The sequence below is a fragment of the Denitratisoma sp. DHT3 genome, assembly GCF_007833355.1.
Lineage (GTDB): Bacteria > Pseudomonadota > Gammaproteobacteria > Burkholderiales > Rhodocyclaceae > Denitratisoma.
The window spans coordinates 1,706,765-1,733,208 of sequence record NZ_CP020914.1; the positions used below are offsets into that span (position 1 = coordinate 1,706,765).

Here is a 26,444-nt window from a genome sequence, read left to right on the forward strand (position 1 = left end):
ACATGAACGCGCCCGTCCTCCACCAACCCATCGACCGGATGCTGATCTCCCTGGGGCTGATCAGCGAAGACCAGCTGCGCATCGCATTGGTCGAGCAGGCGCAGTGCGGACAGCCCGTTGCAAGGCTCCTGGTCCGTCTGGGATTCATCTCCGAAGCGACGCTGCGGGACGCCATCGGCAGATCTCTCGGACAGGAAGCCGTGGACCTGTCCCGCACCATCGTTTCGGCCGACGCCCTGGCGCTGGTGCCTCGCGCCCTGGCCAAGCGCTGCAATCTGATTCCCCTGGATGTGGACGCCGCTGCGGGGCGGCTCACCGTGGCCATGGCCAACCCCAACGACATCCTGGCCATGGACAGCCTGAAGGCGCTGGTCGATCACGAGCTGCAGATCGACGCCCGCCTGGCCGGAGAACAGGAAATCCTCCAGGCGATCGATCTCTACTACGGTCATGAACTCTCCATCGACGGCATTCTCCACGAGCTCGAAACCGGCGAGTCCGACTGCCGTTCGCCCGCCGCGGCCTCGCTCGACGAATACAGCCAGCCGGTCGTCCGGCTGATCGACGCCCTGCTCACCGACGCGGTGAAACAGGAGGCGTCGGACATCCATTTCGAGCCCGAAGCGGGATTTCTGCGCATCCGCTACCGGATCGACGGCCTCCTGCGGCAGATCCGCGTCCTGCACAAGTCCTACTGGCCCGCGATGGCGGTCCGCCTGAAAGTGATCGCCGGAATGAACATCGCGGAGAGCCGCGCGCCGCAGGACGGACGCATCGCCCTCAACGTCAGCGGGCACGCGGTCGACTTCCGCGTCGCGAGCCAGCCCACGATCCATGGCGAAAACCTCGTGCTGCGGGTTCTCGACCGCCAGAAGCGCATCGTCGCCCTGGAGCAGCTCGACCTGGCGCCGCCCCAGCTCGACCTGCTCAAGCTGATGATCGCCCGCCCCGAAGGGCTGATCCTGGTCACCGGCCCCACCGGCAGCGGCAAGACCACCACCCTCTACTCGATGCTCCACCACATCAATCACGGCGGGATCAACATCATGACGCTGGAGGATCCGGTCGAGTACCCGACCGCGATGATCCGGCAGACCTCGATTGCCGAGGCCGTCCGCCTGGACTTCGCCAACGGCATCCGTTCCATGATGCGTCAGGACCCGGACGTCATCCTGGTGGGCGAGATCCGCGACCGGGACACCGCGGAAATGGCGTTCCGCGCGGCCATGACCGGCCATCAGGTCTATTCCACGCTGCACACCAATTCGGCCATCGGCGCCGTCCCGCGCCTGCTGGACATCGGCATCCTGCCGGACATCATGGCCGGCAACATCATCGGCGTCATCGGCCAGCGCCTGGTGCGCCGCCTCTGTCGCCACTGTCGCCAGGCCCATGCCGCAACGCCCCTGGAACTGCGGCTTCTGGGACTCGACCCGCACGATCGCGGCGTGCTCATCCACCGCCCGACGGGGTGCGAACACTGCGACCTCCAGGGCTACCGGGGCCGCGTCGCCATCATGGAACTGCTGCGCCTGGACGGCGACCTCGACGAACTGATCGCGCAGCGCGCAACCGTACGGCACATCCTCGGCGCGGCTCTGGACAAGGGATTCCGCCCCCTCGCGGACGAAGGACGGCGGCGGGTGCTCGACGGCACCACCAGCGTCGAGGAGGTCGGGCGCGCCGTCAATCTCACGGAACGCCTCTGATGACGCTTCACGCCTACCGCGCCATGGACGCCGCCGGACGCATCGTGCGTGGCAGGCTGGAGGCCGGCAACCTGGCCGACCTGGAGACGAGAATCGGAAAACTGGGACTCGACTTCCTCGGCGGACACCCGCTCGACGACGCCATGCCGCTCATCGCAAGGCGGCTCTCGCGCCGCGAATTGGCGCAGTTCTGCTTTCACCTGGAACATCTGACCCAGGCCGGCATCCCCCTCATCGAGAGCCTGACGGAGCTGCGCGACAGCCTGGAGCATGCCCGCCTTCGGGAAAGCGTGGCCGGCATGATCGAGAGCATCCAGGGCGGCCAGACGCTCTCCCAGGCGATGGCGCCGCACCCCGGCATCTTCGATGCGGTATTCGTCAGCTTGATCCGGGCCGGTGAAATGTCGGGCAACCTGCCGGGCGTCCTGAGGAAACTCCACGAATCTCTCAAGTGGCAGGACGAACTGGCCGCGCAGACGCGTCGGCTCACTCTGTATCCCGCCTTTCTCGGCATCGTGGTCGGCGCCGTTTTTCTGTTCATGATGCTCTACCTGGTGCCGCGGATGATGGGCTTCATCCAGAGCATGGGACATCAGCCGCCGCTGAGTACCCGCCTGCTGATCGCCACCTCGACCCTGGTGATGGACCACTGGCCGCTGCTGCTGGGCCTGCCCTTCGGCGGCGCCCTCGCCTCGGCCGTCGTCCTGCGCCGCGCGCTCCGGCTGAGGCGCCGCGTCGACCGGCTCAAGCTGGCGCTGCCGATGTTCGGAGACGTGCTGCGCAAAATCATCCTGGCGCGTTTCACCAGCGTCTTCGCCATGCTGTACGCCGCGGGAATCCCGATCCTCGACGCCATCCGGGCCATGGAGCACATCGTCGGCAATGCCTTCATCCGCGACGGCCTGGCGCGCGCCGGCGGAATGATCGCCGAAGGCCACAGCGTCACCAGCGCCTTCCGGAGCAGCGGCCTGTTCCCGTCGCTGGTCATCCGCATGACGCAGGTGGGCGAGAGCACCGGCGAACTGGACAAGGCCCTGGCTCATGTCAGCGATTTCTACAGCCGCGACGCCAAGGAATCCATCGAACGGTTCCAGGCCATGATCGAGCCGACGATGACCCTGGCGATCGGCCTGTTGCTGGGATGGGTGATGCTGGCCGTCCTCGGCCCCATCTACGACACCATCGCCGGGATCCGGATGTGATGCTCCGTCATCATCTGCTCCACCTCGATGCATTGGGAATGCGCGCCTACCGCTGGCGTCAAGGCGCGCCAAGGTTGGAACAGGCGTTTCCCGGCGACGCGGCCGGGATCGCGGCTTTCGAGTCATATCTGGGCCGCCATACCCGTTCCGCATTCAGATTGCTGGTCAATCTGGCGGAGGAAAGCCACCGGATCGACGACATTCCGCCGCTCCGCGGCAGGGAACGCCAGGCGTTGATCGAGCGCCGGCTGAGCCACTACTTTCCGGGCACCGCACTGACGAACGTCATTTCGCTGGGACGGCGGCCAGCGGGGCGACGCGACGAGATCATGCTGTTCTCGGCCTGCACCCGCCCGGACGAGTTCGAACCGTGGCTGACGGCCATGCGCGGGCGGCAGACCCGGCTCGCCGGCATTCACTCCACGGCGCTGCTGACCCGCCGCCTGGCGGAAACGCTACTCCCACCCGACGGTCCGGTCCTGCTGCTGACGTTCGGCCGGAGCGATTTGCGGCAGAGCGTCTACCGCGACGGACAGTTCCAGTTCTCCCGCCTCACCCTCCTGTCCGACCAGGCACCGCGGACGGCGGCGGCCCTCTGCACGACCGAGGCCGGCAAAATCCGCCAGTACCTGGTCGGTCAGGAGATGCTCGACTGGCAAGCGCCATTGCAGGTCACGATTCTCGTCCCCGCGGATCAGGTCGAGGCGTTCCGCACCCACTGCCGGGACTCGGAGGAATTGCGCCTCAACCTCGCCGATCTGCCGACCGCGGCACGAAACGCGGGACTCGATGGAACACTTGCGGGAACATTTACAGGAACACTCGCCGATGCCGACAGTACGCCGCTGTTCCTGCATCTGCTCGCCACGAAGAGGCAACGCCCCCAATTCGCACCGCGGCGGGAACGGCGCTTCTTCCGGCTGAGCCGGATCCGGTGCGGCCTGCGGCTGGGGCAAGCGGCCCTGGCGGCGGGCGTGATCGGGTTTTCCCTGTCGCAGGCATCGGCGATCCACGATCTGCGCCGGCATGCCGAACTGCGGCAGCGCCAGTTGCAAACGGCCCGGCAGGACCATGCGGCGCTGATCGAGTCGCTGCCGCCCTTGCCCATCGGGGCCGATGCGCTCCGCGCCTTGATCGACCGCCACGAGGCACTGGCGAACCGCGCCCCTTCTCCCGGCGATCTTTATCTTCCGCTCAGCCACGTGCTGGACCGGCTGCCGCAGATCGCGCCGCAACGGATCGACTGGCTGCTGAGCGACACGCTGGAGCCCGGCACGGACCCGCTGCCCGCCAATGCCACGCCGTCTTTCGCGATTGTCCGAGTGGAAGCCCGCTTGCCACCTTCACTGGCGACCGACCATCGAGCCCGGACGCAACTCCTGGAAGCCTTGAAAACCCTGGTGAGCCGGGATGCTCGATTGGGCATCCGCATCCTGCCCTTGCCTGTCGATCCGGACTCCGGCGGCACGCTCCGGAGCGACGCCGCCAGTGCCGGCATCCCCGCCGCGACAGCGCTGCCGCTCACCTTCGAGATCAGCCGGAGATTGCAATGAAACGGATCGCCGCCGCATTCGACGATTTCCGGCCCCTGCGCGGCGACATTCTGCTCTGCCTGCTGCTCACCGGACTCGGCGCGGCATTGGCGGGGTTCATGGTGCGCGAAAGCAGACAGGCGGCACAAGCCGCGCAGACGCAGACGCAGTCCTTGCAGCGGATCGCCGGTGCCGTCGCGCGACTGAGGGAAGGCGCAGGACGCTGGCGCCAGGATCTCGCCCGCTTCCACCTCCTGTCGGACCGTGGTGTTCTGGGCCAGGAGCATCGCCTGGAATGGACCGAGCAGGTATCCCGTATCCAGCAGCGGCGCCAGCCGATCAGTCTCGAATACCACCTGTCCCCACCGCGCCTGCTCCAGGAAACAGGAGCCCCGCCGGGCGTCGACGGCGTTCAGACCTCGATCAGCGCCATGAAGCTGCGCTTGCGGCTCTTGCACGAAGGCGAACTCCTGGCGTTCCTCGACGACCTGATGAGCATCGATTCGGCCCTGGTGCGGATTCGCCGTTGCCGCGTCGAGCGTGCCGACCCGGTTGACGCGGAAACGGCGGCCGCGCCTTCGCTGCAAGCGGACTGCGATGTGGACTGGATCACCCTGCGGGGGCCGGCCGACTCATGAAAACACCGGTCCTGGCGCTGTTTCTGGCCTTGCCTCTGGCCGCCGCTGGCGGCGAGAGCGGTCGGACCAACGCACACGAAGCGGAACCCGAAGCGCTGGGACGCCTGTTTTTCACGCCCCACCAGCGGATCGCGCTGGAACGACCAGGCGACGGCCCGGCGATGGAGGACAGGCTGAGGCTGGAAGGCATCGTTCGACGCAGTAGCGGCCGCAAGAGTTTCTGGATCAACGGCCGCCTGCGGCATGACGAAGCCGCGCCGCCGGGCGTCGAGATCCGCTTTCCCGACCGTTCCCATGCGGCCGCGCTGATCAAGGACGACACCAGGACGCCGGTCATGGTCAGGGTGGGCGAATCCATCGACAGCGCCAGCGGCGAAAGACAGCCCCTGATCCCGGAACGGTCGCTACGCATCCACTCCCGGAACATGCCATGAAACGGATGCCTCGAGCTGCCGGGAAAGCGCCCGCCACACGGGGCTTCGCCCTGATCCTGCTCTTGACGCTGCTCTCCCTGGCGGCGCTCTATCTCGCGGTCGAGACCGTGCCCCTCGTCCGCCTGCGCCTGGCGCAGGGCGACAGCGTCCAGCGCGCCCTGTCCATGGCCAAAACGGCATTGATCGGCTACGCGGCCACCTATCGGGATCAGCACCCGGAGCAGGTCTTCGGCTACCTGCCCTGTCCGGACCTGAACGACGATGGCTATGCCGAAGGCAGCTGCGGCAAGCAGAACGAAACGGTCGCCGGCCTCCTGCCCTACAAGACCCTGCGCCTGCCGGAGCCGGTAGACGAGGCCGGTGGCCGCCTGTGGTACATCGTGTCCGGCAGCTTCAAGAACAATCCACCGGCTGCGCCGATGAACTGGGACACCCAGGGCGCAATCGCCGTCACCGGTCCCGCCGCCGCCTTCCCGGCCACGTCCTCGCCCAACATCATCGCCACGCCGGATGACAGCGACGGCGGTGCAGCGGCCGTGATCCTGGCGACGGGGGAACGGCTGCCGCCCACGCCGGCGGCCGGCAATGCCAGCGCCTGCGGCAACCTCGCCGCCTTCCACGACATCTGCGCCGTCGAGGGCAGTACCCTGCGCCTGCGGCAGGAAACCGATGAAAGTCCGCCCCGTCCGCTCCGGCTCCTGCCGCTCAGTCCGCGCGAAATCTTCACCTCCGTCACGCGCCGCCGGGATTTCGGCAATCCCCTGGACGCCGCGCCGCCCGGCCAGCTCAACGTCCTGATCGACATGGCACAGAAGGCCGCCGAGGCGCGGATCGGCGCCGACCTGGGCAGCGTCACCGGAACCAACGGCGTCCCCACGAGCGCGCTCCCCGCCCGTCTCGAGGACTATGCGCAGTTTCCCGGAAAATGGATCGGCGACCCGCCTGCATCGGCGGAGATGCCGGACGCCGGCTATGCCGCCTATTGGGACAATTGGCGCGACCAGTTCCGCTACGCCGTATGCGGCGACCTGCGGCTGACGACGCCTTGCCTGCATGTCGCTGGCGAGGATTGCCGTGGCGCGCTGCTCTTCGCCGGCCGCGCCCCGGACGGCGCACCGCGCACCAGCCGCCAGAAGCCGCCGGCCGCATCCACCGGCCGCAGCGCCTACCTGGCCAATTACTTTGAAACCGAGGGCGCGCTGCCGCTGCTGTCGGCGGCGACCAACCGCTACGCCGGCGCCAGCCGCTACTCGACGACGACCCCCGCCGCCGACGTCGGGCGCTGTCTCGTGCCCGGCAGCTTCGTGTCCTTCGCCAAGGACATCGGCAACTTCACCGCCCGGACGACGTCCAGCATCCGACCGGAAGCCGCGATCCAGGTCGCGGCCGCGACGATCACCCTGGGCAACGCAGCCGCCACCGCGAACGGCAGCGGCTGCATCTGGTATCCGGCGGCATTGCCCTTTCGCAGCACGCTGCGCGTCTATTTCCGCTTTCGCATCCTGGATGCCGGCGAGGGCTTCGTGCTCGCCGTGGCGGATGCCGCCAGAAACAACCTTGCCGGCGCGCTTTGCGGAGACGCCAACGGCGCCCATCTGGGCTATGCCGGACCAGGCATCGCCCCGCCCAAGCTCGGGCTCGAAATCGACACCCGCTCCAGCTCCGCCAACAACGATCCATCGAGCCAGCACATGGCCTTCGTGTACTGGGGCGGCGCGGCCGACAACGACGACGACAACACGCACAACGCCGGCAGTGCGGGCAGCGGCGCCGAACCCTTGAACCCTCGCGACCTGAATGCCAAGCCACCGGGCATCGCCACCGTCAAAAGCTCCGACACCCATCTGCCCTACGGCGGCACGCTGCCGCTCAACACCGACATCCATGTCCGACTGGACGTCATCAAACAACACACCGCCGAACCCGCACACAGCCGCCTGACCCTGCGCGGCTACGTGGCGACGGTGTTCGGCATGTCCGCCGCCACCGCCAGCTACACCCCCACCTGCGGCACCGGCGACTTCCGCAATCTGGCACTGGATCTCGACGACCTCTGCTGGCAACGAAAGAGCATCGAACAGATCGACATCCCGGTGGATGACATTCCAACCATCGGCGAAGCCCTGGCGCAAGTGATCGTCGGCTTCACCAACGCACAGAATGCCGCCAACGACAGCGGCAAGCAATCCGTCGTCATTTCCGATTTTCTGCTGTACAGCCAATGAACCCGCCGCCCAGCCACTCCGATCCTCGCCGCGGCTTTACCCTCGTCGAACTGGCGGTGGCGCTGACCATCGTCGGCCTGCTGCTCGGCGGTCTGCTGCTGCCGTTGAGCCTCCAGCAGGATCTCCGCGCCACGCGTGAAACCGCGACCACGATGGACACCATGATCGAAAGCCTGATCGGCTTTGCCCTGGTCCATGGCCGACTGCCCTGCCCCGACACCGATCTGGACGGTCTGGAAAACTGCGCCGCCACGGTCACCGATGCCGCCAACTTTCCCACCAGCGGTCTATGCACCCGCACCGCGGGAAGCTGCACCGGCACGGCCTGCGAAGGCGGCTTTCCCTTCGCCACGCTGGGTCTGAAGGCCGCCGACAGTTGGGGCAGCCGTTTCCGCTACCGCGTCAGCTCCGACTTCCTGGCCACCAGCACCGTCGTGTACAGCGGCGCCTGCGGCTCGGGGTCGGTCGTCAGCAGCAGCGGCATCGGTCTGTCGGCCAACGGCGACATTACCGTCAAGACCCGTGGCGACGACCCGGCCACCGGCAGTACAAGGGAATCGAAGGCATTGATCAACCTGGCCACCAATCTCCCCGCCGTGATCGTATCCCACGGCAAGAACCGTCATGGCGGCATCGGCGCCGACGGTATCCTCGCGATGCCCGCGCCACCGCCGCAAAACCGCGACGAAGCCGTCAATGCCGTCACGGGCGCCATCAAGATCGCCCGCACCGTCCCGGCCGCCACGGCCAGCGGCTGCGACGACGATGACGAGGCCCGCCCCGCCTGCGAATTCGATGACATCGTCGCCTGGCTGTCGCCCCATGTGCTGTTCAACCGCATGCTCGCCGCCGGCCGTCTGCCTTGATTCCACCTTTCATCCATTGCCACAGAGGAGACTCGACATGTCGCACAAGTCCAACGGATTCACCTTGGTCGAAATCGCCATCGTCCTGGTCATCATCGGCCTTCTTCTGGGAGGCGTGCTGAAGGGGCAGGAGCTGGTCACCCAGGCCAGGATCAGGAACGTGATCAACGACCTCAATGGCGTCACCGCGGCAATCCAGAGCTACCGGGACCGCTATCGCGCGCTGCCCGGCGACGATCCCGGCGCCGCGGCACGCTGGCGAGACGAGGCAGGTACCGCGTTGACCCTGGTGGCGACCAACCCCGGCGACGGCCAGCTCGACGGCAGCTACGCCGACCTCGCGGCGGGCGCACCCGCCGCGGCTCAGGAAACCTTGCTGTTCTGGCAGCATCTGCGCTTGGCCGGATTCATTCCCGGAGCGACCGCCGGCGCGGGCAGCGGCACCCCGCCCGCCAACGCCGCCGACGGAGTGATCGGCGTACAGACCCGCGGCATGGGGTTCAACGGCAATATCGTCTGCGTTTCCAACCTGCCCGACAAGATCGCCATCGCGGTGGACAACGCCATGGACGACGGCAACGCACTGACCGGACAGGTGCGGGCCAAACTCCAAACCGCCCCCAACCCCGCCGAGGACAGCGCCGCCAACGCGGCACCGGCGGCGAACGATGCCTATGCCGAGACCGGCAACAACCAGTATCTGTTATGCAAGAGCCTTTGACATCCGCTGTCGGGCAAGCGTGACGCGGCGCGGATCGACCGCGCCGTCATAGAAAGTCCGGCTCGGCCAGTCGATCAGCCAGCGGTTCATGCGAAGTGCGCCCTGCCGGGCTCACCAAAAGAAAAAGAGAAAAAGCCGCACTCGGCGGCTTTTTCGGATGCTGCAACTATCTGAGTTCTGCAGAAAATTGGTAGGCGCGATTGGACTCGAACCAACGACCCCCACCATGTCAAGGTGGTGCTCTAACCAGCTGAGCTACGCGCCTGCAAAATCAAGGCGCGAATTGTACTTGAAATGCCGATACTGTCAAAGAATTCTTTGATTCTTAGCGCGGGCGGTTTGCAGGCGTCGAATGAATCCGCGTGACCCCGCGGATATCGTGATGCCCGCTTGTCCGGGCCGTTGCAGCACCGGACCAGCAGCGTCGAGTTTTTCTGGTTCGAACGGCGCGCCCTGTCCCGAGGACGCGCCGCGTCGGCTCACTTGAACGGGTGTCGCAGAACGATGGTCTCTTCCCGATCCGGCCCGGTGGAGATCATGTCCACCGGCACGGCGCAGATTTCTTCCATGCGCCGGATGTAAGCCCTGGCATTGGCGGGCAGCTCTTCCAGAATCTTCACGCCGACGGTGCTTTCCTTCCAGCCCGGCAAGATTTCGTAGATGGGCTCGCAGCTCGCCAGATCGTCCGCACCCACCGGCAGGATATCGGACATCGCGCCATTGATGCGGTAGCCGGTGCAGATCTTCAGTTCCTCGACGCCGTCGAGCACGTCCAGCTTGGTCACGCACAGGCCCGACACGCCGTTGATCTGGATCGAGCGTTTCAGGGCGGCGGCGTCGAACCAGCCGCAACGCCGCGCGCGGCCGGTGGTGGCGCCGAATTCGTGGCCCTTGGTGGCCAGGTGCTTGCCCACCGGGTCGAGCTTGTCCACCGCGTCGTAGAGTTCGGTCGGGAAAGGGCCGCTGCCGACCCGCGTGGTGTAGGCCTTGGTGATGCCCAGTACGTAGTGCAGCATCCCCGGCCCGACACCGGCGCCCGCCGCGGCCGCGCCGGCGACGCAGTTGCTGGAGGTGACGAAGGGATAGGTGCCGTGGTCGATGTCCAGCAGCGTGCCCTGGGCGCCCTCGAACAGCAGGTTGCTGCCGGCATTGTGGGCGTCGTAGAGCGCGCGCGGCACGTCGGCGATCATCGCCGTCAGGCGCGGCGCCAGGGCCAGCGCATCGTCCAGGGTCTTCTGGAAATCCACGGTCGCGGCGCCGTGGAAGTTCTTCAGCATGAAGTTGTGGTAGTCCAGCAGTTCCGCCAGCAGTTCGGCGAACCGCTTGGGCTTGGCCAAGTCCTGCAGACGGATCGCGCGCCGCGCCACCTTGTCCTCGTAGGCCGGGCCGATGCCGCGCCCGGTGGTGCCGATCTTGCCGGCGCCCTTGGCCGCCTCGCGGGCAAGGTCGATCGCCTGGTGATAGGGCAGGATCAGGGGGCAGGCCTCGGAGATGCGGATGCGCGCCTCGGCGTCGATGCCGACGGCTTTCAGTTCGTCCAGTTCCTTGACCAGGGCGTCGGGGGAAAGCACCACGCCGTTGCCGATGTAGCACACCACGCCATCCCGCAGGATGCCCGAAGGCACCAGATGCAGTACCGTTTTCTTGCCGCCGATCACCAGGGTGTGGCCGGCATTGTGCCCCCCCTGAAAACGCACCACACCCTGCGCGTGGTCCGTGAGCCAGTCGACGATCTTGCCTTTGCCTTCGTCGCCCCACTGGGTACCGACCACGACTACATTCTTCGCCATTTTCAAGCTTCCTTCAGTGCTTCGATGATCCATTGACCGCTCTGCTCCACCAACCGGCGATCGCAACCCGCTTCGGTCCAACTCCCCTCATGACCGGGCAGCGCGACCACTACGGTTTCGCCCGCGGCCCGCAGGCTGTCGATCCTGGCGCTCAAGCCGGAATCGGCCGCATCCGTCGCCCGGCGCCAGGGTGCGAGGATCGCCCCCTTTGCGGCTGGCTTGGGGCCGAGCCGGACCAGTTCGCGCAAGTCCATCGAGAATCCGGTCGCCGGCCGTGCCCGCCCGTAGGCGGCGCCGGCCTTGTCGTAGCGCCCACCCAGCGCCAATGCCACGGGGCTGCCTTCGCAGTAGGCGGCGAACACCACGCCGTTGTGATAGTGGTAACCGCGCAGGTCGGCCAGGTCGAAACTCACCGGCAGGTCGGCCAGGGCATCGCTCAACCGCTGCAATTCGTCCAGTTGCGGCGCGACGCTGGACGGCAGCACCTGGCGCGCGCGCGCCAACACTGCCGGCCCGCCATACAGGTCGGGCAGCGCCAGCAGCGCTTGCCGCGCCGGTTCCGGCACGGCGGCCAGAATCTCGCGCAGGGTGGGCAGATCCTTGGCCTGGAGCGCGGCAAAGACATCCTCTTCCTGATCGTCCCGCAGCTGCGCTTCCGCAGCCAGGACCCGGAACAGGCCCACATGCCCGAGGTCGATGCGGGAAGTGGACAGACCGGCCAGGCGCAAGGTGTCGGCCAGCAGGCGGATGACTTCAATATCGGCCTCCAGCCCGGCGTGACCGTACAGTTCGGCGCCGATCTGCAGCGGTTCTCGCGTGGCGTGGAAGCCGGCCGGCAGGGTATGGAGCACGCTGCCGCTGTAGCACAGGCGGGTGACACCGCGCCGGTTGAGCAGGTGGGCGTCGATCCGCGCCACCTGCGGCGTGATGTCGGCGCGGACGCCCATGGTCCGGCCGGAGGCCTGATCCACCAGTTTGAACGTGCGCAGATCCAGGTCGCGGCCGCTGCCGGTCAGCAGCGACTCCACATACTCCAGCATCGGCGGCATCACGAACTGATAGCCATGGCGGCCGAACGCGTCCAGCAGACGACGACGCAACGATTCGACCCGGGCGGCTTCCTGCGGCAGGATGTCTTCGATCGCTTCGGGCAATAACCAACGCATTACTTCACCACCATCATCAGAACCAGGCCCACCAGCATCGACGACAAGCCGATAAAACGAATCTGTCCATCGCTGAACTCAGTCACCCGCCGAAAGGTCTCCCGCCACACGCGGGGTGCGAGAAAGGGCATCAGTCCCTCGATCACCAACATCAGCGCAAAGGCCAGCAGCAGAGAGGACCCCATCGCGATCGCTTTACTTGCCGCCCCGGCCGGCGTTTTTCAGGTATTTGAAAAAGTCGGAATTGGGTTCCACCACCAGCACGTCGCTCTTGTTGCGGAAGCTGGCCCGGTAGGCTTCCATGCTGCGGTAGAAGGCATAGAACTCGGGATTGCGGCCCATGGCCTCGCCATAGATGGCCGCCGCCTTGGCGTCGCCCTCGCCCTTGACCTTCTGCGCATCCCGGTAGGCCTCGGCGACGATGACTTCCCGCTGCCGGTCGGCATCGGCCTTGATCTTCTCGGCCTCGGCGCCGCCCTGGGAGCGCAGTTCGTTGGCCACGCGCTTGCGCTCGGTCTCCATGCGGCGATAGACCGATTCGGAAACCTCGGGCGGGAAATCCACCCGCTTCAGGCGCACGTCGACGATCTGCACGCCGATGGTGCGGGCGTCGGCGTCGGCCTTGCGCTGTACCTCCGCCATGATCTTTTCGCGCTCGCCGGAGACCACGTCATGCACGGTGCGACGACCGAATTCCTCGCGCAGCCCGGAATTCACCGTCTGCGAAAGGCGCGTGCGCGCCACCTGCTCGTCGCCGCCGACGGAGACGTAGTACTGCTTCACGTCGTGGATGCGCCACTTGACGTAGGAGTCCACCAGCACCGGCTTTTTCTCCGCCGTCAGGAATCGCTCCGGCTCCACCGTATCGAGGGTCAGAATGCGCTTGTCGAAGAAACGTACGTTCTGCACCAGGGGCCACTTGAAGGTCAGCCCCGGCTCGGTGATCACATCCTTGACTTCCCCCAGCTGGAACACCAGGGCGTACTGGCGCTGATCCACGGTGAATACCGTGGTGGCGAACAGCAGCAGCAGGGCGACCACGCCAGCCGCGATCAATGACAATTGGCGCTGCATCAGCGGCTCCCCCTCTCACGCGAACTCAGGGAGTCCCGCGAACGATAATCTCCCCCCCGCCCCATGGGCGGCGTCTTTTCCAGTTGCGGCGGCACCTCGTTGGAGATGGGCGCCGTCGGCGCATGGGACGCGGCGGGCGCTTCGGTGGCCGCCGTCGGCGAAGCCGCGGCAACGCCCGCTCCAGCCGCCTGCATCAGCTTGTCCAGCGGCAGGTAGAGCAGGTTGCCCTGCCCCTTGGCATCGACCATCACCTTGCTGGTGTTGCTGTAGATCTGTTGCAGCGTTTCCAGGTACATGCGCTGACGCGTGACCTCCGGGTATTTGGCGTATTCGCCGAGGATCTGCTTGAAGCGGGAAGCATCGCCCTCGGCGGTGGCGACGATCCGCCCCTTGTAGCCGTTGGCCTCCTCGATCAGGCGGGCGGCGGAGCCCTGGGCGCGGGGGATCACGTCGTTGGCGTAGGCCTGGCCCTCGTTCTTCTGCCGCTCGCGATCCTGTCCGGCCTTCACCGCGTCATCGAAGGCGGCCTGCACCTGTTCCGGCGGCTGGGTGCTCTGCATCGTCACAGTCCGGATCTGAACGCCGGTCTCGTAGCGATCGAGGATTTCCTGCATCAGTTTGGTGGTGTTGGCGGCGATCACGTCGCGTCCTTCGTAGAGCACGAAGTCCATCCGACTCTTGCCCACCACCTCGCGGATCGCCGTCTCCGCCGCCTGGGTCACGGCCTCGTCCGGAAAGCGATTCTTGAAAAGGTAGTCTTTCGGATTCTTCAACAGATACTGCACGGCGAACTGGACGCTGACGATGTTCTCGTCATCGGTCAGCATCAGGGCCTCCTTCAGCACCTTGTTCTTCTCCGAGCCACGGTAGCCCACCTCCACGGTGCGCACGCCGGACAGGTTCACCACCTCATGGCTCTGGATGGGCCAGGGCAGGCGCCAGCGCAGGCCGGGATCGGTGGTTTCCTGATAGCGGCCGAATTGCAGCACCACGCCGCGCTGGCTGGCATCGACGATGTAGAAGCCGCTGGCGATCCACAAGATCACGACCAGCCCGAGCAGCAGGCCGATGCCGCCGCCGAACTGGCGCGGCGTCAATGACGGCATTTCGCCGCCGCTGAAACCGCCGCCGCCATTGCCCCCTTTTCCACCCAGCATTCCGGAAAGGCGACGATTGAAGTCGCGCCACAACTCCTCGAGGTCGGGAGGGCCCTGCTGGTCCCGCTTCCCCTTGCTGTCGCCATCGGGCTTGTTACCCCAGCCGTGGTCGTTCAAAGACATGAGTATTCCGGCAATCACGATAAGCTTCCGGGTTAATTGATATCAGGAGGGGAATCAGTGAAATCGATCAGACAATCTCTACTTTAGCCAGTTCAATGCGCTCCCGCGCTATTTCGGCCAAAGCCTCGCGCACCAACTCCAGGCCGAGGCCGGTCCTGGCGCTGCAACGAATGCGGATGATTTTACCATGGTCATCACCGTCGCCCCGATCGATGCCCGGCTCGGCGGCGGTCAGATCGATCTTGTTCCAGATCACGATCTGCGGCACATCGCCGGCGCCGATTTCCTCCAGCACGGCGGCGACCGCCGCCATCTGCTGGTCCCGGTCGGGGCTGGCGGAGTCCACCACGTGCAGCAGCAGGTCGGCCATCGCCGTTTCTTCGAGCGTCGCATGGAATGCCGCGACCAGCGAGTGCGGCAGGTCGCGGATGAAGCCGACCGTATCGGAAATGACGATCTGCCCCGCCCCTTCCACATACAGACGGCGCGAAGTGGTGTCCAGGGTGGCGAACAGCTGGTCCGCGGCGTAGGCGCCGGCCTTGGTCAAGGCATTGAACAGAGTGCTCTTGCCGGCATTGGTGTAACCCACCAGGGATATCGACAACACCTCGTTGCGGTTGCGAGCGCGGCGGCGCACCGCGCGCTGACGCTCATGCAGGCGCAAACGCTCCTTGAGCAGGGCCACCCGCTTGCCCAGCAGGCGGCGGTCGGTTTCCAGCTGCTTCTCGCCGGGACCGCGCAGGCCGATGCCGCCCTTCTGCCGCTCCAGGTGGGTCCAGCCCCGGACCAGACGGGTCGCCAAATGCTGGAGCTGGGCCAGTTCCACCTGCAGCTTGCCTTCATGGCTCTTCGCGCGCAGTGCGAAAATGTCCAGGATCAGGCTGGTGCGGTCCACCACCCGGAGTTGCAGGTTTTTTTCCAGGTTGCGCTGCTGTCCCGGCGACAGCTCGTGATTGAAGATGACGAGGTCGGCGCCATGGAGCCGGGCCGTCTCGCCGATTTCCACCACTTTGCCCTTGCCGGCGAAAGTCGCGGGATCGGGGCTGTCCCGCTTCCCGCCCACCACGGCCAGCGGCGTGGCGCCGGCGCTGGTGACCAACAACTCCAGCTCATCGAGGCGCTCGCCATAATCGCCGGCGCCGAAATCGAGCTGGACCAGGATCGCCCCCGCCGCGGAAGCGGCAGTGGCAGCGGGACGGTCAAACATCAGCCAAGGATGGGAAGGGCCGCGCCCTACCGGGCGAGTCGCGCATCAATCGCCGGCGTCTTGGCTGAAATTGACGGGGCGCGCCGGCACCACGGTGGAAATGGCGTGCTTGTACACCATCTGGGTCACGGTGTTTTTGAGCAGCACCACGTACTGGTCGAAGGACTCGACCTGACCCTGCAGCTTGATGCCATTGACAAGGTAGATGGACACCGGAATATGCTCGCGACGCAGCGTATTCAGGAACGGGTCTTGTAACATTTGCCCTTTATTGCTCATGGGGAACCCCTGTTCTAATTTTTGAATCGGCACTTTAATCGATTTCCCCATGGCGTGCCAGCCTGCATGGAGAGCGGCTTTCCCTCACTTTTCGGCGTAGGGGTTGCTCGTGGTCTTGTACTGGATCCGCAACGGCGTGCCCTGGAGCTTGAAGGTTTCCATGAATGCGCGCTCCAGATAGCGGGTATAGGAGTCCGGCACATGCTCCAAAGCGTTGCCATGGATCACGATGATGGGCGGATTGCTGCCGCCTTGGTGGGCATAGCGCAACTTGGGACGAAACACGCCGTGACGGGGCGGCGCCTGCTTTTCCACCGCCGCGATCAGCGCCCGGCTCAATTTTGGCGTCGGCAGTTTGATCATAGCGGCGGCGTAAGCCTTGTCCACCGACGACAGCACGCCGCCGATGCCTTGCCCCTCCAAGGCGGAGATGTAATGTACCCGGGCAAACCCCAGGAAGTTCAGCTTGCGCGCCACGTCCTGCTTGATGCGTTCGCGCCGGTAATGGTCCACCGCGTCCCATTTGTTGATCGCCAGCACCAGGGCGCGGCCCGCCTCGATGCAGAAACCGGCGATATGGGCGTCCTGGTCGGAGACATCCTGGCTGGCGTCGAGCATCAACACCACCACGTTGGACTCCTCGACGGCCTTCAGGGTCTTGATCACCGAGAACTTCTCCACCGCCTCGAATACCCGCCCCTTGCGGCGCAGGCCGGCGGTGTCGATCAAGGTGTAATGGCGGCCGTTGCGTTCGAACGGAACCTCGATCGCGTCCCGGGTGGTGCCGGGCATGTCGAAGGCGATCACCCGGTCCTCGCCCAGCAGGGTGTTGATCAGCGTGCTCTTGCCGACATTGGGGCGGCCGGCGATGGCGACCCGCGGCCCCTCCAGCCGGTCCTCGGCGGCCTCGTCGGGCGGGAACGGCTCCAGGGCCAAATCCACCAGTTCCTTGACCCCGTCGCCATGGGCGGCGGAAATCACCAGCGGATCGCCGAAGCCCAGTTCATGGAACTCGGCGGCAACGATGGCCCGGTTCATGCCCTCGGCCTTGTTCACCACCAAGTGCAGCGGGCGACCGCTGCGCCGCAGCCGATCGGCGATCACCTTGTCCTGCGGCGTGAGGCCCGCGCGACCATCGACGATGAACAGCAGCGCGTCCGCTTCCGCGATCGCCGCCTCGGCCTGGCGGGCCATTTCCTGGACGATCCCCTCCTTGGCCTGCGGCTCGAAACCGCCGGTATCGACCACCAGGAAGGATCGCGCGCCGACCCGGCCGTGGCCGTAATGACGGTCCCGGGTCAGACCCGGCAGGTCCGCCACCAGGGCATCGCGGGAACGGGTGAGGCGGTTGAACAGAGTGCTCTTGCCGACATTGGGCCGGCCGACCAGCACCAGGATGGGATCCATTTTGTTTACTCGACTCCGAACGCGAACAGCCCGCCATCCCGCGTCTGTACCAGCAGACCGCTGCCCAGCGCCATCGGCGCCGCCGCGATGGCGCTGCCGTCGGTGGCGATGCGATTGGCGAAGGCGCCGTCGTCGCGCCGCAACAGATGCACCCATCCCTGCACGTCGCCCACCGCCACGTAGCCGCCGACCACCAGGGGCCGCGATGGCTGACGATTGGTCAGCTTGGCCTGGCGCCATAGACTGGAGCCGCTGTTGCGGTCATAGGCCTGCACCGCGCCCTTCTCGTCGCTGACATAGACGGCCCGGCCGTCCATGTCCAGGCCGTTGAGGGAGGAAATGTCGCGCGACCAGACGGTATTGCCGCCGGCCGTATCGAAGCACGCCACCCGCCCCTGGAAGGCCGCCGCGCAGGCCTCGCGGTCGTTGATCTGGGGCAGGCTGGTGATGTCGGCCATGCGTTCCAGTTCGGTGGAGCCCTTGGGCGTGGTGACCACGGTCTCCCAGGCCACGGCGCCGTTGTTGAGGGCGATGGCCGCCACCTTGCCGCCGGGAAAGCCGGCCAGGACGCCGCCCGGCACCGCCAGCACGCCGACGCCGGAGCGCAGGCTGAGCGAAGGCGTGGCGCGCTGATAGACCCAGCGCCGCTTGCCGTCGGCCGCCTCCAGAGCGGTGATGTGGGAGTCGCCGCTGCGCACGACCACGGCGCCCTCGGTCACCACGGGCGCGGCCAGCACTTCGGAACTGACCCGGGCCTGCCACTTGGCGGCGCCGGTGTCGGCGTCGAAGGTCAGCACTTCGCCCTTGGGCGTGCCCACCGCCACCAGCTTGCCGTCGGCGCCGACGCCGCCGGAGAGCGTCTGTTTGAGGGAAATCCGCCAGCGTTCCTTGCCCTGGTCGAAGCGGGCCAGGGTGCCGTCCTGCGCGGCGGCGTAAACGCTGGTGCCCACCACCGCCGGGCTCAGCACATAGTCCCGGGCGCTGCCGACCGAGGCGCGCCACAGCGGCACCAGTTTTGCCGTGACCGGGTCGATGGCGACCAGCTCCGCCGGCCGGGTACGGGCATCGACGGAAGAAAAGGGGTTGTACTTCTCGATGGTCGAGCACGCTCCCAGCAGCAGCGGGGCCAGCAACAACGTCAGGCGCAGGGGCTTCACTTGGCACCTCCCAGGGAATCGCGCTTGGTCTGAAGCATCTCGCGATAAGCCTCCTGCAGCGCAGCGGCCTCGCCCTGGCGTCTGGGCTGTTTCTCCAACGGCGACAATGCCGCATCGTAGGCGGCACGGGCCTCGACGGGCTTACCCTGGGCGGCCAGCGCATCGCCTTTCAGTTCGGCGTAGCGGGGTGCGAAAGCAGGGCTCGGTTCCACCGCCAGCTGTTTCAATGCCTCATCGTAGGCCTTCTCGTCGATCAGCAGGGCGACCAGACGCAGCCGGGCCAGGTCGCGCAAGGCCTCGTCCCTGCTGTTCTCCGCCGCCCACTGCAATTGCAGCTTGGCGTTCTTGGCATCGCTGCCGTCCATCTGCACCCGCGCCGACAGCAAAGCGCCCATCCCCGCATAAGCGGTGCGCGGGAACTTGTCGATCAATTCACCGGCCAGTTCCCGGGCGCGCTTGGCATCCCGCTCGCCGGCGGCTTTTTCCAGCCCCATGTAAAGGGCCGAGGCCTGGGCCGACTGGTTGCGCTGCCACCAGTTCCAGCCCTGCCAGCCGACGGCGGCCAGCGCCACCACCACGGCCAATGTGGTCACCCGGTTGCCATGCTGCTTCCACCAGGTTTTCAGTTCGTCGAGTTGTTCCTGTTCCTCGAGGTCGTAGACAGCCATCGTTCGTTCTCCTATTCCTCGCTACCGTAAATCCACTCGCCCGCCGCCGCGGCCACCTCGGCCAGGGCCACGCGCCGCTGATCGGCCTGCGCCCGCAAGGGCTTCAAAGTAACTTCCCCGGCCACCGCCTCCTCATCGCCGATGATGGCCGCCAATTGCGCGCCGGAGCCGTCGGCCCGTTTCATCTGCGACTTGAAACTGCCACCCCCGCAATGGAAGTGCACGTCGAAACCGGCATCGCGCAACTGCTCGGCCACCAGGAATGCATGGCGGCCGGCCGCCTCGCCCTGATGCACCAGATAGACATCGGGCGCCGGTCTGACCGGCTCGTGCCCCTGGTCCAGCCAAAGCGACAGCAGCCGCTCCACACCCATCGCGAAACCGCAGGCCGGTGCGGGCTTGCCGCCCAATTGCTGCACCAGGCCGTCGTAGCGGCCGCCGGCGCAGACGGTGCCTTGCGCACCGAGCTGGTCGGTGATCCATTCGAACACCGTCAGATTGTAGTAGTCCAGGCCCCGTACCAGGCGCGGATTGAGTTTGTAAGGAATGCCGGCATCCTTGAGGATGGCCTGCACGCCCTCGAAATGCTTGAGCGACTCCTCGCCCAGGTAGTCGATCAACTTGGGCGCGCCTTCCACCAGATCCTGCATTTCCGGATTCTTGGTGTCGAGGATGCGCAACGGGTTGGTGTGCAGGCGGCGCCGGGCATCGCCGTCGAGCCGCGCCTCGTGGCGGCTCAGGTATTCGATCAGGTCGGCGCGGTGACGCGCCCGTTCGTCGGCCTGGCCCAGCGTATTGAGTTCGAGACGGATGCCCTCCAGGCCGAGATCGTTCCACAACCGCGCGCCCATCAGGATCTGCTCCGCATCCACGTCGGGGCCGGTGAAACCCAGGGCTTCCACGCCCACCTGGTGGAACTGGCGGTAGCGGCCCTTCTGCGGCCGCTCGTGACGGAACATGGGGCCCATGTACCAAAGTCGCTTGGGTCCCTCGTAGAGCATGTTGTGCTGGAGCACGGCGCGCACGCAGGAGGCGGTGCCCTCGGGTCGCAACGTCAGCTTCTCGCCGTTCAGGCTGTCCTCGAAGGAATACATTTCCTTTTCGACGATGTCGGTCACCTCGCCGATCGCGCGGCAGAACAGGGGCGTCGCTTCCACCAGGGGCATGCGGATCGGCCGGTATCCATAGGCGCGCAGCCAGTCGCGGACCAGTTCCTCGAACTGTTCCCAGAGTTCGGCTTCGTCGGGCAGGATGTCGTTCATCCCGCGGATGGCTTGCAGAGTTTGGCTCATGGAATGTGGGAAGGTGCGTTTCAGAGGCGCGCCGGATATTTGCGCGCCACGTAGTCGTCGATGATCTGGCGGAACTCGGCGGCGATGTTGTCGCCGCGCAAGGTCGTGACCCGTTCGCCGTCCACATAGACCGGCGCCACGGGTTCCTCGCCGGTGCCGGGCAGGGAAATGCCGATGTTGGCGTGCTTGCTTTCCCCGGGCCCATTGACCACGCAGCCCATCACCGCCAGGTTCATGTTCTCGACACCGAGCCTCTCCATACGCCATTGCGGCATCCGCTCGCGCACGTAGTCCTGAATGTCCTGCGCCAGTTCCTGGAAATAGGTGCTGGTGGTGCGACCGCAACCAGGACAGGCCGCCACCAGGGGCGTGAAGGCGCGCAGCCCCATGGTCTGGAGAATCTCCTGGGCCACGATCACCTCGCGGGTGCGATCGCCGCCGGGTTCGGGCGTCAGGGAGACACGGATGGTGTCGCCGATGCCTTCTTGCAGCAACACGCCGATCGCCGCGGTGGAAGCGACGATGCCCTTGCTGCCCATGCCGGCCTCGGTCAATCCCAGGTGCAGGGCGTAATCGCAGCGACGGGCCAATTCGCGATAGACGGCGATCAGATCCTGCACGCCGGAAACCTTGCAGGACAGCACGATGTGATCGGCGGACAACCCCAGTTCGACCGCTTTCTCCGCCGACTCGATGGCGGAGGCGACCATCGCCTCGCGCATGATCCGCACCGCATCCCAGGGCGCGGCACGGCGGGCGTTCTCGTCCATGACCCGGGCCAGCAGGTCCTGATCCAGGCTGCCCCAGTTGACGCCGATGCGGATCGGCTTGTCGTAGCGGCAAGCGATTTCGATCAGCTGCGCGAACTGTTCGTCGCGACGCACGCCCTTGCCGACGTTGCCGGGATTGATGCGCAACTTGGCCAGCGCCTCGGCACATGCCGGCACTTCGGCGAGCAGTTTGTGGCCGTTGAAATGGAAATCGCCTACCAGGGGCACGTCCTGCCCCATGGCGATCAGACGCTCGCGGATCTTCGGCACCGCCATCGCCGCTTCGCGGGTGTTGACGGTGATCCGCACCACCTCGGAACCGGCCCGCGCCAATTGGGCCACCTGCATCGCCGTGGCGAAGTCGTCCACGGTATCGGTGTTGGTCATCGACTGCACGACCACCGGCGCGCCACCGCCCATCAACACGGAGCCGACGCGAACGGCACGGGTAATGCGGCGGGGCAACGGCCCGTCCGGCAAGAGAGCATCCATGAAGGTCAGTCCAGAGTCAGCCGTGCGACGGCGTCGCGGGTGTAGGGCTGCAAATCCACTTTCCGTTCGCCATAGGTCACGCGAACGCCGGAAGCCTTGCCGATCCAGAGCTGGTACGGCGGGCGTCCGTTCACCACCTGGCGCGTGCCCTTGGGGAATTCACCGGTGAGGACGACGCGCTGGGAAGCATCCTTCACTTCCAGCCAGGATACGCCGTCGAAATCGAACACCAGGGTATGCGCATCGGTCGCAGGTGTGGCCGCTCCGGCGGGCATCGAATTGGTCGGCACAGGAGCGATGGATGCCGGAACCGCAGGCGCCTGAATTGCAGGCGTAGCATTTGTCGGAGCCGGCTGCCCCTCGGCCCCGCTTGTCGCCGTGGCCGCAGGCGGCTCCGGCGCCATCGGCGGGTCAGAAAGCGCAAGCGGCGTCGACGCGGCGGCCACCGATGCATTCTTCCCGCCACCAGGGATATCCATCCGGGTATAGAGATAGCCGGCGACCACCGCCACCATCACCAGCAACAGGGCGGAAATCAACCAGCGCTGATTGCGTTCGATGAACGGAGGCGAATCGGCCTCGCCCATATTGCTCGGCGGGATGATCTCCGCCTCGGTCGCCGGCGCCGCATCGTCAAGCAGGGACAGCAAGGCCGCCGCATCCAGCTTCAGCAGCTTGGCGTAGGCGCGCACAAAGCCGCGCACGAAAGTCGCCCCCGGCAGAACCTGATAATCATCCCGCTCCAGGGCATCGATCTGGCGCGAACTGAATTTGAGTATCTGCGCCACATCGCCGAGCGCCAAGCCCGCGGCCTCGCGGGCTTGGCGCAACTGGGCACCCGGCGGCTCCTGCGCCGTCGGCGGAACTGCGCTGAGTTCGGACATGGGATCGAGGCCATGCTCGCTCATTCGTATTGTCCCCGGGTCAATTTCTGAGATTCGCTGCTGTCGACAAACCGCTGCCGCAACAGCGCGCCGAAACGGGCTTCATCGGCGCGATTCCCCAAGCTGCGGGCGATGCGCAAGGCCAACCAGGCGGATTCGGCCGTAGGCTCGATGCGTCGATGAAAATCCGCGATGCGCAGTTGGGCTTCGCCGTAGCGCCCGCGCTGGTAATTCAGATCGGCCAGCAAAAACAAGGCGCGCGGGTTGTTCGGATCGTAGCGCAGCGCACGCGCCAGGAGCTCGCTCGCCCCATCGAAATCCTGCAGGCTCTGGGCGCAGACCGCCGCATTGGCCAGGGCCACGGCGGGAGCGCCATACAAGGGATTGCCTGCCGCCATTTGCAGATATTGCATGCCTTTCCGCTGCTCGCCGATTTGACACAGGAACCAGCCGTAGTTGTTGCCGATTTCCGGATCTCCGGGAGCCAACCGCAACGCTTTCTCGAAAGCCTCTCCGGCGGCGCGGTTTTCCTTCAATTCGACATAGACGAGAGCCAGCAAATTGTGTGCGGGCGCATAGGAGGCATCGGCCGCGATGGCGACCCGAGCTTCATCCAACGCCGTGGCGAACTGACGCGTTTCATAGTAGGCGGCACCGAGTTCGGTGTGGCTCTTCGCCCGCGCCAGCGGACTGCCAGTGCCGGAGGACTGCGCCGCGACCGGCTGGCTGCGGGAAACCGAGGCGATCGGGTCGCCGCCAGTCGCCGCGCACGACACCAGCAAGGGAAGCAGGCACAGCCACAGCATCGTTCTCACGAAGCCACCTCCATCAGGGGAATCACCGCCGGATTACGGGCAGTACGCCGGGACTTGTCCTTCACCTGGCCGGCCAGTTGCCCGCAGGCGGCGTCGATGTCATCGCCGCGGGTCTTGCGGATCGTGGTGACGATCCCTTGCTGCAACAGTACGTCGCCAAAGCGGCGCACCCGATCAATGGGGCTGCGCCGATATGGCGATTTGGGAAAGGGATTGAATGGAATCAGGTTGAACTTGCACGGCACGTCGCGGGTCAGCTCGATCAACTGACGGGCATCGCTTTCGCGGTCATTCACTCCATCGAGCATCACATATTCGAAGGTAATGAAGTCGCGAGGTGCCGAGACCAGGTAGCGCCGGCAGGCGGCCATCAACTCGGCCAGGGGGTATTTGCGATTGATCGGCACCAACTCGTCGCGCAAGCGATCGTTCGGAGCATGCAGCGAAACCGCCAGGGCCACCGGGCACTCCTCCCGCAACCGGTCGATGCCCGGCACGATACCCGACGTGGACACGGTGACGCGCCGGCGCGACAAGCCATAGGCGTTATCGTCGAGCATCAGGCGCAATGCGGTGACCACATTGTCAAAATTGGCCAGCGGCTCGCCCATCCCCATCATCACCACATTGCTGATGATCCGTTCCCCCTTCGGGTCGCGCCCAAGCGCGTGGTTGGCCCGCCAAAGCTGGCCGATGATTTCAGCCACCGTCAGATTGCGGTTGAAGCCTTGCTTGCCGGTGGAACAAAAAGCGCAGTCCAGCGCGCAGCCGGCCTGGGAGGAAACGCAGAGCGTGCCGCGCGAGACTTCGGGAATGAACACCGTCTCGACGGCATTATGATTTCCGACATCCAGCAGGAACTTGCGCGTACCGTCGTCGGACAGCTTGTCCGATACCACGGATGGCGGCTGAATGACCGCCACCGCCTCGAGCTTGTCGCGCAAACTCTTGGCGATGTCGGTCATGCAATCGAAGTCATCCTGCCCGAACCGATGCATCCAGCGCAACACCTGCGTCGCGCGGAACGGTCTCTCGCCCAGATGAGCGAAAAACGCCGTCAGACCTGCGGCATCGAGATCGAGCAGATTGACGGGCATTAACGGCTATAGACGTTCAGGGCGGGGAAGAAGTATGCAATTTCCACCGCAGCGGTTTCGGGAGCGTCGGAACCATGGACGGCGTTGGCATCGATGGATTCGGCGAAATCCGCGCGGATCGTGCCCGGATCGGCCTTCTTCGGGTCGGTCGCGCCCATCAGTTCGCGGTTCTTGGCGATTGCGTTCTCGCCTTCCAGCACTTGCACCATGACCGGACCGGAAATCATGAAGTCCACCAGATCCTTGAAGAAGGGGCGCTCGCGGTGGACGGCATAGAAACCTTCGGCCTCGGCACGGGACAGCTGAACCAGCTTGGCGGCAGCGATCTTCAGGCCAGCCATTTCGAAACGGCTGTAGATTTTACCGATGACATTCTTGGCCACGGCATCGGGTTTGATAATGGACAGGGTGCGTTCGATCGCCATCTGCTTCTCCTTCGGCTTTCCGTTTTAAAACAGAGCATTCTACCAAGTTAGCCCGCTGAACTCTAATTCAATCCCACTGTCGCCAGCGATATTGCGATACTTGGCAGCCACCCCGACGCCGGGCACCCAGATCAGTTCTTCATCGCAGTACATCAGCGGCAGGCGGCTCCTGATCCAGGGAGGGATTCCCCGTTCCCGGAGCCAGTCCTTGAGCGGGCGGCTCGGCCGCCCCGCCCACGGCTGAAACCGCTCTCCCCCGCGACGCAATCGGAAACTGACCTGACCACGACCGATGAGTTCCCCGCTGACCAGGCCGCCGGCGCCTTGGCGGATGGAAATTTCCCCTCCCATCCAGGGCAGTCGACCTTCGCCTTGCCACAGCAGGACACTGTCTGCCGCCGACAGCGGAGGAACCACCCAGACAGCGTCCCGATAGCGTCTGACCTGAACATCTCCGATCATCATGCAAGGTTCGGCATCCGGTGCGGCAACTGAGAGTTGTCGCAGAAACTGCGACAACTCTTCGCTTTTGCGCACCCGGACCCCATGCCAGCGCAGATACCAGAACAACAGGTTCGCGGCCCGATCGGAACTCAATCGGCGCAAGGTAGCAACTGGCAGACGTTTTTCATCACCGAGGTCCTGCTCTGCCAACTCCGCCAACAGCGTCGCCGAGACGCGAAATCTTGTGGCGGCCCGAGCCAGGTTCTCCGATGCGGCGGAGAAATGGCGATCGAGCCGTGGAAGAATCTCGTTGCGCAGGTAATTCCGGCGCAGCGCATTGTCTCGATTGCTGCCGTCCTCCACCCAGCGCAAGCCATGGTGCTCGGCATACTGCCGCAGTTGCTCGCGCGGCACCGAAAGCAGAGGCCGCAAAAACTTCCCCGTACACTCGACCATCGCCCCCGCGCCAACCGGACCAGTGCCTCGCAACAGATTGAGCAGCAGGGTTTCAGCCTGATCGTCACGATGATGCGCCAGAGCCACCCAGTCGGCGGCGATCCGGCTTAGCGCCTCATAGCGGGCTCGTCGTGCTGCCCCCTCCAGGCCATCGCCGCCATCTCGCACCACCTGCACCGGAATGGACTGAAACGGAATATCCCAGTCGGCGCAACATTGTTCGCAATGACGACGCCAAGCATCCGCATCGGGACTGAGGCCATGATTGATATACACCGCGGACAGACGCAACGCATGCGGCGTCCGACGCGACATGTCGAGCAGATGGGTCAGAACGACGGAATCCAATCCGCCCGACAGCGCCACGACCAAATGTTGGCCGGGATTCAGGTGACGAGCCAGGCATTGGCTCAC

At 65.6% G+C, this 26,444-nt stretch carries 25 protein-coding genes and 1 tRNA gene; 8 read left to right on the forward strand and 18 right to left on the reverse strand.

Features of this window, described 5'->3' with window-relative positions:
- Window positions 1-2 precede the first annotated feature (2 nt).
- The 8 genes from B9N43_RS07845 to B9N43_RS07880 are packed head-to-tail and all read left to right on the forward strand — an operon-like array spanning window position 3 to window position 9,327.
- Entirely contained in the window at window positions 3-1,709 is a 1,707-nt protein-coding gene (locus tag B9N43_RS07845; protein WP_145841725.1) for a GspE/PulE family protein, read from the forward strand.
- Window positions 1,709-2,911, forward strand: coding sequence for a type II secretion system F family protein (locus B9N43_RS07850; RefSeq protein ID WP_145841726.1), 1,203 nt, complete (start codon window positions 1,709-1,711; stop codon window positions 2,909-2,911). The genes B9N43_RS07845 and B9N43_RS07850 overlap by 1 nt, the downstream gene beginning before the upstream one ends.
- Window positions 2,911-4,464, forward strand: a complete 1,554-nt coding sequence (locus B9N43_RS07855) for a hypothetical protein (RefSeq protein WP_145841727.1) — start codon at window positions 2,911-2,913, stop codon at window positions 4,462-4,464. The genes B9N43_RS07850 and B9N43_RS07855 overlap by 1 nt, the downstream gene beginning before the upstream one ends.
- On the forward strand, window positions 4,461-5,081 hold the full coding sequence (locus tag B9N43_RS07860) for a hypothetical protein (protein WP_145841728.1): 621 nt from the start codon (window positions 4,461-4,463) through the stop codon (window positions 5,079-5,081). Before B9N43_RS07855 ends, B9N43_RS07860 begins: the two co-directional genes overlap by 4 nt.
- Window positions 5,078-5,515 (forward strand): hypothetical protein, encoded by a 438-nt coding sequence (locus B9N43_RS07865; RefSeq protein ID WP_145841729.1) that lies wholly within the window; start codon window positions 5,078-5,080, stop codon window positions 5,513-5,515. The genes B9N43_RS07860 and B9N43_RS07865 overlap by 4 nt, the downstream gene beginning before the upstream one ends.
- Window positions 5,512-7,740: a hypothetical protein gene (locus tag B9N43_RS07870; RefSeq protein WP_145841730.1), complete on the forward strand. Its 2,229-nt coding sequence runs from the start codon at window positions 5,512-5,514 to the stop codon at window positions 7,738-7,740. The genes B9N43_RS07865 and B9N43_RS07870 overlap by 4 nt, the downstream gene beginning before the upstream one ends.
- Window positions 7,737-8,606 (forward strand): type II secretion system protein, encoded by an 870-nt coding sequence (locus tag B9N43_RS07875; RefSeq protein ID WP_145841731.1) that lies wholly within the window; start codon window positions 7,737-7,739, stop codon window positions 8,604-8,606. Before B9N43_RS07870 ends, B9N43_RS07875 begins: the two co-directional genes overlap by 4 nt.
- Before the next feature lie 37 nt (window positions 8,607-8,643).
- Complete coding sequence (locus tag B9N43_RS07880; RefSeq protein WP_145841732.1) at window positions 8,644-9,327, forward strand: prepilin-type N-terminal cleavage/methylation domain-containing protein; 684 nt, start codon at window positions 8,644-8,646, stop codon at window positions 9,325-9,327.
- A gap of 188 nt (window positions 9,328-9,515) precedes the next feature.
- Here B9N43_RS07880 and B9N43_RS07885 read toward each other — a convergent pair.
- The 18 genes from B9N43_RS07885 to tilS form a co-directional block, all read right to left on the reverse strand.
- A tRNA-Val gene (locus B9N43_RS07885) sits at window positions 9,516-9,592 on the reverse strand.
- Between the two features lie 214 nt (window positions 9,593-9,806).
- On the reverse strand, window positions 9,807-11,117 hold the full coding sequence (locus B9N43_RS07890; RefSeq protein WP_145841733.1) for an adenylosuccinate synthase: 1,311 nt from the start codon (window positions 11,115-11,117) through the stop codon (window positions 9,807-9,809).
- A 2-nt stretch (window positions 11,118-11,119) separates the two neighbouring features.
- Window positions 11,120-12,283, reverse strand: a complete 1,164-nt coding sequence (locus tag B9N43_RS07895) for an ATP phosphoribosyltransferase regulatory subunit (protein ID WP_145841734.1) — start codon at window positions 12,281-12,283, stop codon at window positions 11,120-11,122.
- Entirely contained in the window at window positions 12,283-12,468 is a 186-nt protein-coding gene (locus tag B9N43_RS07900; RefSeq protein WP_145841735.1) for a DUF2065 domain-containing protein, read from the reverse strand. The genes B9N43_RS07895 and B9N43_RS07900 overlap by 1 nt, the downstream gene beginning before the upstream one ends.
- A gap of 10 nt (window positions 12,469-12,478) precedes the next feature.
- Window positions 12,479-13,357: a protease modulator HflC gene (gene hflC / locus B9N43_RS07905; protein WP_145841736.1), complete on the reverse strand. Its 879-nt coding sequence runs from the start codon at window positions 13,355-13,357 to the stop codon at window positions 12,479-12,481.
- The gene (gene hflK, locus B9N43_RS07910) at window positions 13,357-14,637 is read right to left on the reverse strand and encodes an FtsH protease activity modulator HflK (protein ID WP_145841737.1); all 1,281 of its coding nucleotides are present in this window, start codon (window positions 14,635-14,637) and stop codon (window positions 13,357-13,359) included. Before hflK ends, hflC begins: the two co-directional genes overlap by 1 nt.
- Before the next feature lie 67 nt (window positions 14,638-14,704).
- A complete protein-coding gene (hflX, locus tag B9N43_RS07915) occupies window positions 14,705-15,844 on the reverse strand; it encodes a GTPase HflX (protein ID WP_145841738.1) in 1,140 nt (379 codons plus the stop codon).
- A gap of 45 nt (window positions 15,845-15,889) precedes the next feature.
- The gene (gene hfq, locus B9N43_RS07920; RefSeq protein WP_145843495.1) at window positions 15,890-16,123 is read right to left on the reverse strand and encodes an RNA chaperone Hfq; all 234 of its coding nucleotides are present in this window, start codon (window positions 16,121-16,123) and stop codon (window positions 15,890-15,892) included.
- Window positions 16,124-16,207: 84 nt separating this feature from the next.
- On the reverse strand, window positions 16,208-17,530 hold the full coding sequence (gene der, locus B9N43_RS07925; protein ID WP_145841739.1) for a ribosome biogenesis GTPase Der: 1,323 nt from the start codon (window positions 17,528-17,530) through the stop codon (window positions 16,208-16,210).
- Window positions 17,531-17,535: 5 nt separating this feature from the next.
- Window positions 17,536-18,687: an outer membrane protein assembly factor BamB gene (gene bamB, locus B9N43_RS07930; RefSeq protein WP_145841740.1), complete on the reverse strand. Its 1,152-nt coding sequence runs from the start codon at window positions 18,685-18,687 to the stop codon at window positions 17,536-17,538.
- A complete protein-coding gene (locus tag B9N43_RS07935) occupies window positions 18,684-19,355 on the reverse strand; it encodes a YfgM family protein (RefSeq protein WP_145841741.1) in 672 nt (223 codons plus the stop codon). The genes bamB and B9N43_RS07935 overlap by 4 nt, the downstream gene beginning before the upstream one ends.
- Before the next feature lie 11 nt (window positions 19,356-19,366).
- Window positions 19,367-20,647: a histidine--tRNA ligase gene (hisS, locus tag B9N43_RS07940; RefSeq protein WP_145841742.1), complete on the reverse strand. Its 1,281-nt coding sequence runs from the start codon at window positions 20,645-20,647 to the stop codon at window positions 19,367-19,369.
- Between the two features lie 20 nt (window positions 20,648-20,667).
- Window positions 20,668-21,909 carry a flavodoxin-dependent (E)-4-hydroxy-3-methylbut-2-enyl-diphosphate synthase gene (ispG, locus tag B9N43_RS07945; protein WP_145841743.1) on the reverse strand — a complete coding sequence of 414 codons (1,242 nt, stop codon included), beginning with the start codon at window positions 21,907-21,909 and terminating at the stop codon, window positions 20,668-20,670.
- 5 nt (window positions 21,910-21,914) lie between these two features.
- Window positions 21,915-22,817 (reverse strand): RodZ domain-containing protein, encoded by a 903-nt coding sequence (locus tag B9N43_RS07950; RefSeq protein WP_145841744.1) that lies wholly within the window; start codon window positions 22,815-22,817, stop codon window positions 21,915-21,917.
- Window positions 22,814-23,599: a type IV pilus biogenesis/stability protein PilW gene (gene pilW, locus B9N43_RS07955; protein ID WP_261379441.1), complete on the reverse strand. Its 786-nt coding sequence runs from the start codon at window positions 23,597-23,599 to the stop codon at window positions 22,814-22,816. The genes B9N43_RS07950 and pilW overlap by 4 nt, the downstream gene beginning before the upstream one ends.
- A gap of 5 nt (window positions 23,600-23,604) precedes the next feature.
- Window positions 23,605-24,705, reverse strand: coding sequence for a 23S rRNA (adenine(2503)-C(2))-methyltransferase RlmN (gene rlmN, locus B9N43_RS07960; RefSeq protein ID WP_145841746.1), 1,101 nt, complete (start codon window positions 24,703-24,705; stop codon window positions 23,605-23,607).
- Window positions 24,705-25,130 (reverse strand): nucleoside-diphosphate kinase, encoded by a 426-nt coding sequence (gene ndk, locus B9N43_RS07965; protein ID WP_145841747.1) that lies wholly within the window; start codon window positions 25,128-25,130, stop codon window positions 24,705-24,707. Before ndk ends, rlmN begins: the two co-directional genes overlap by 1 nt.
- A 39-nt stretch (window positions 25,131-25,169) precedes the next feature.
- Window positions 25,170-26,444: a tRNA lysidine(34) synthetase TilS gene (tilS, locus tag B9N43_RS07970; protein ID WP_186454030.1), complete on the reverse strand. Its 1,275-nt coding sequence runs from the start codon at window positions 26,442-26,444 to the stop codon at window positions 25,170-25,172.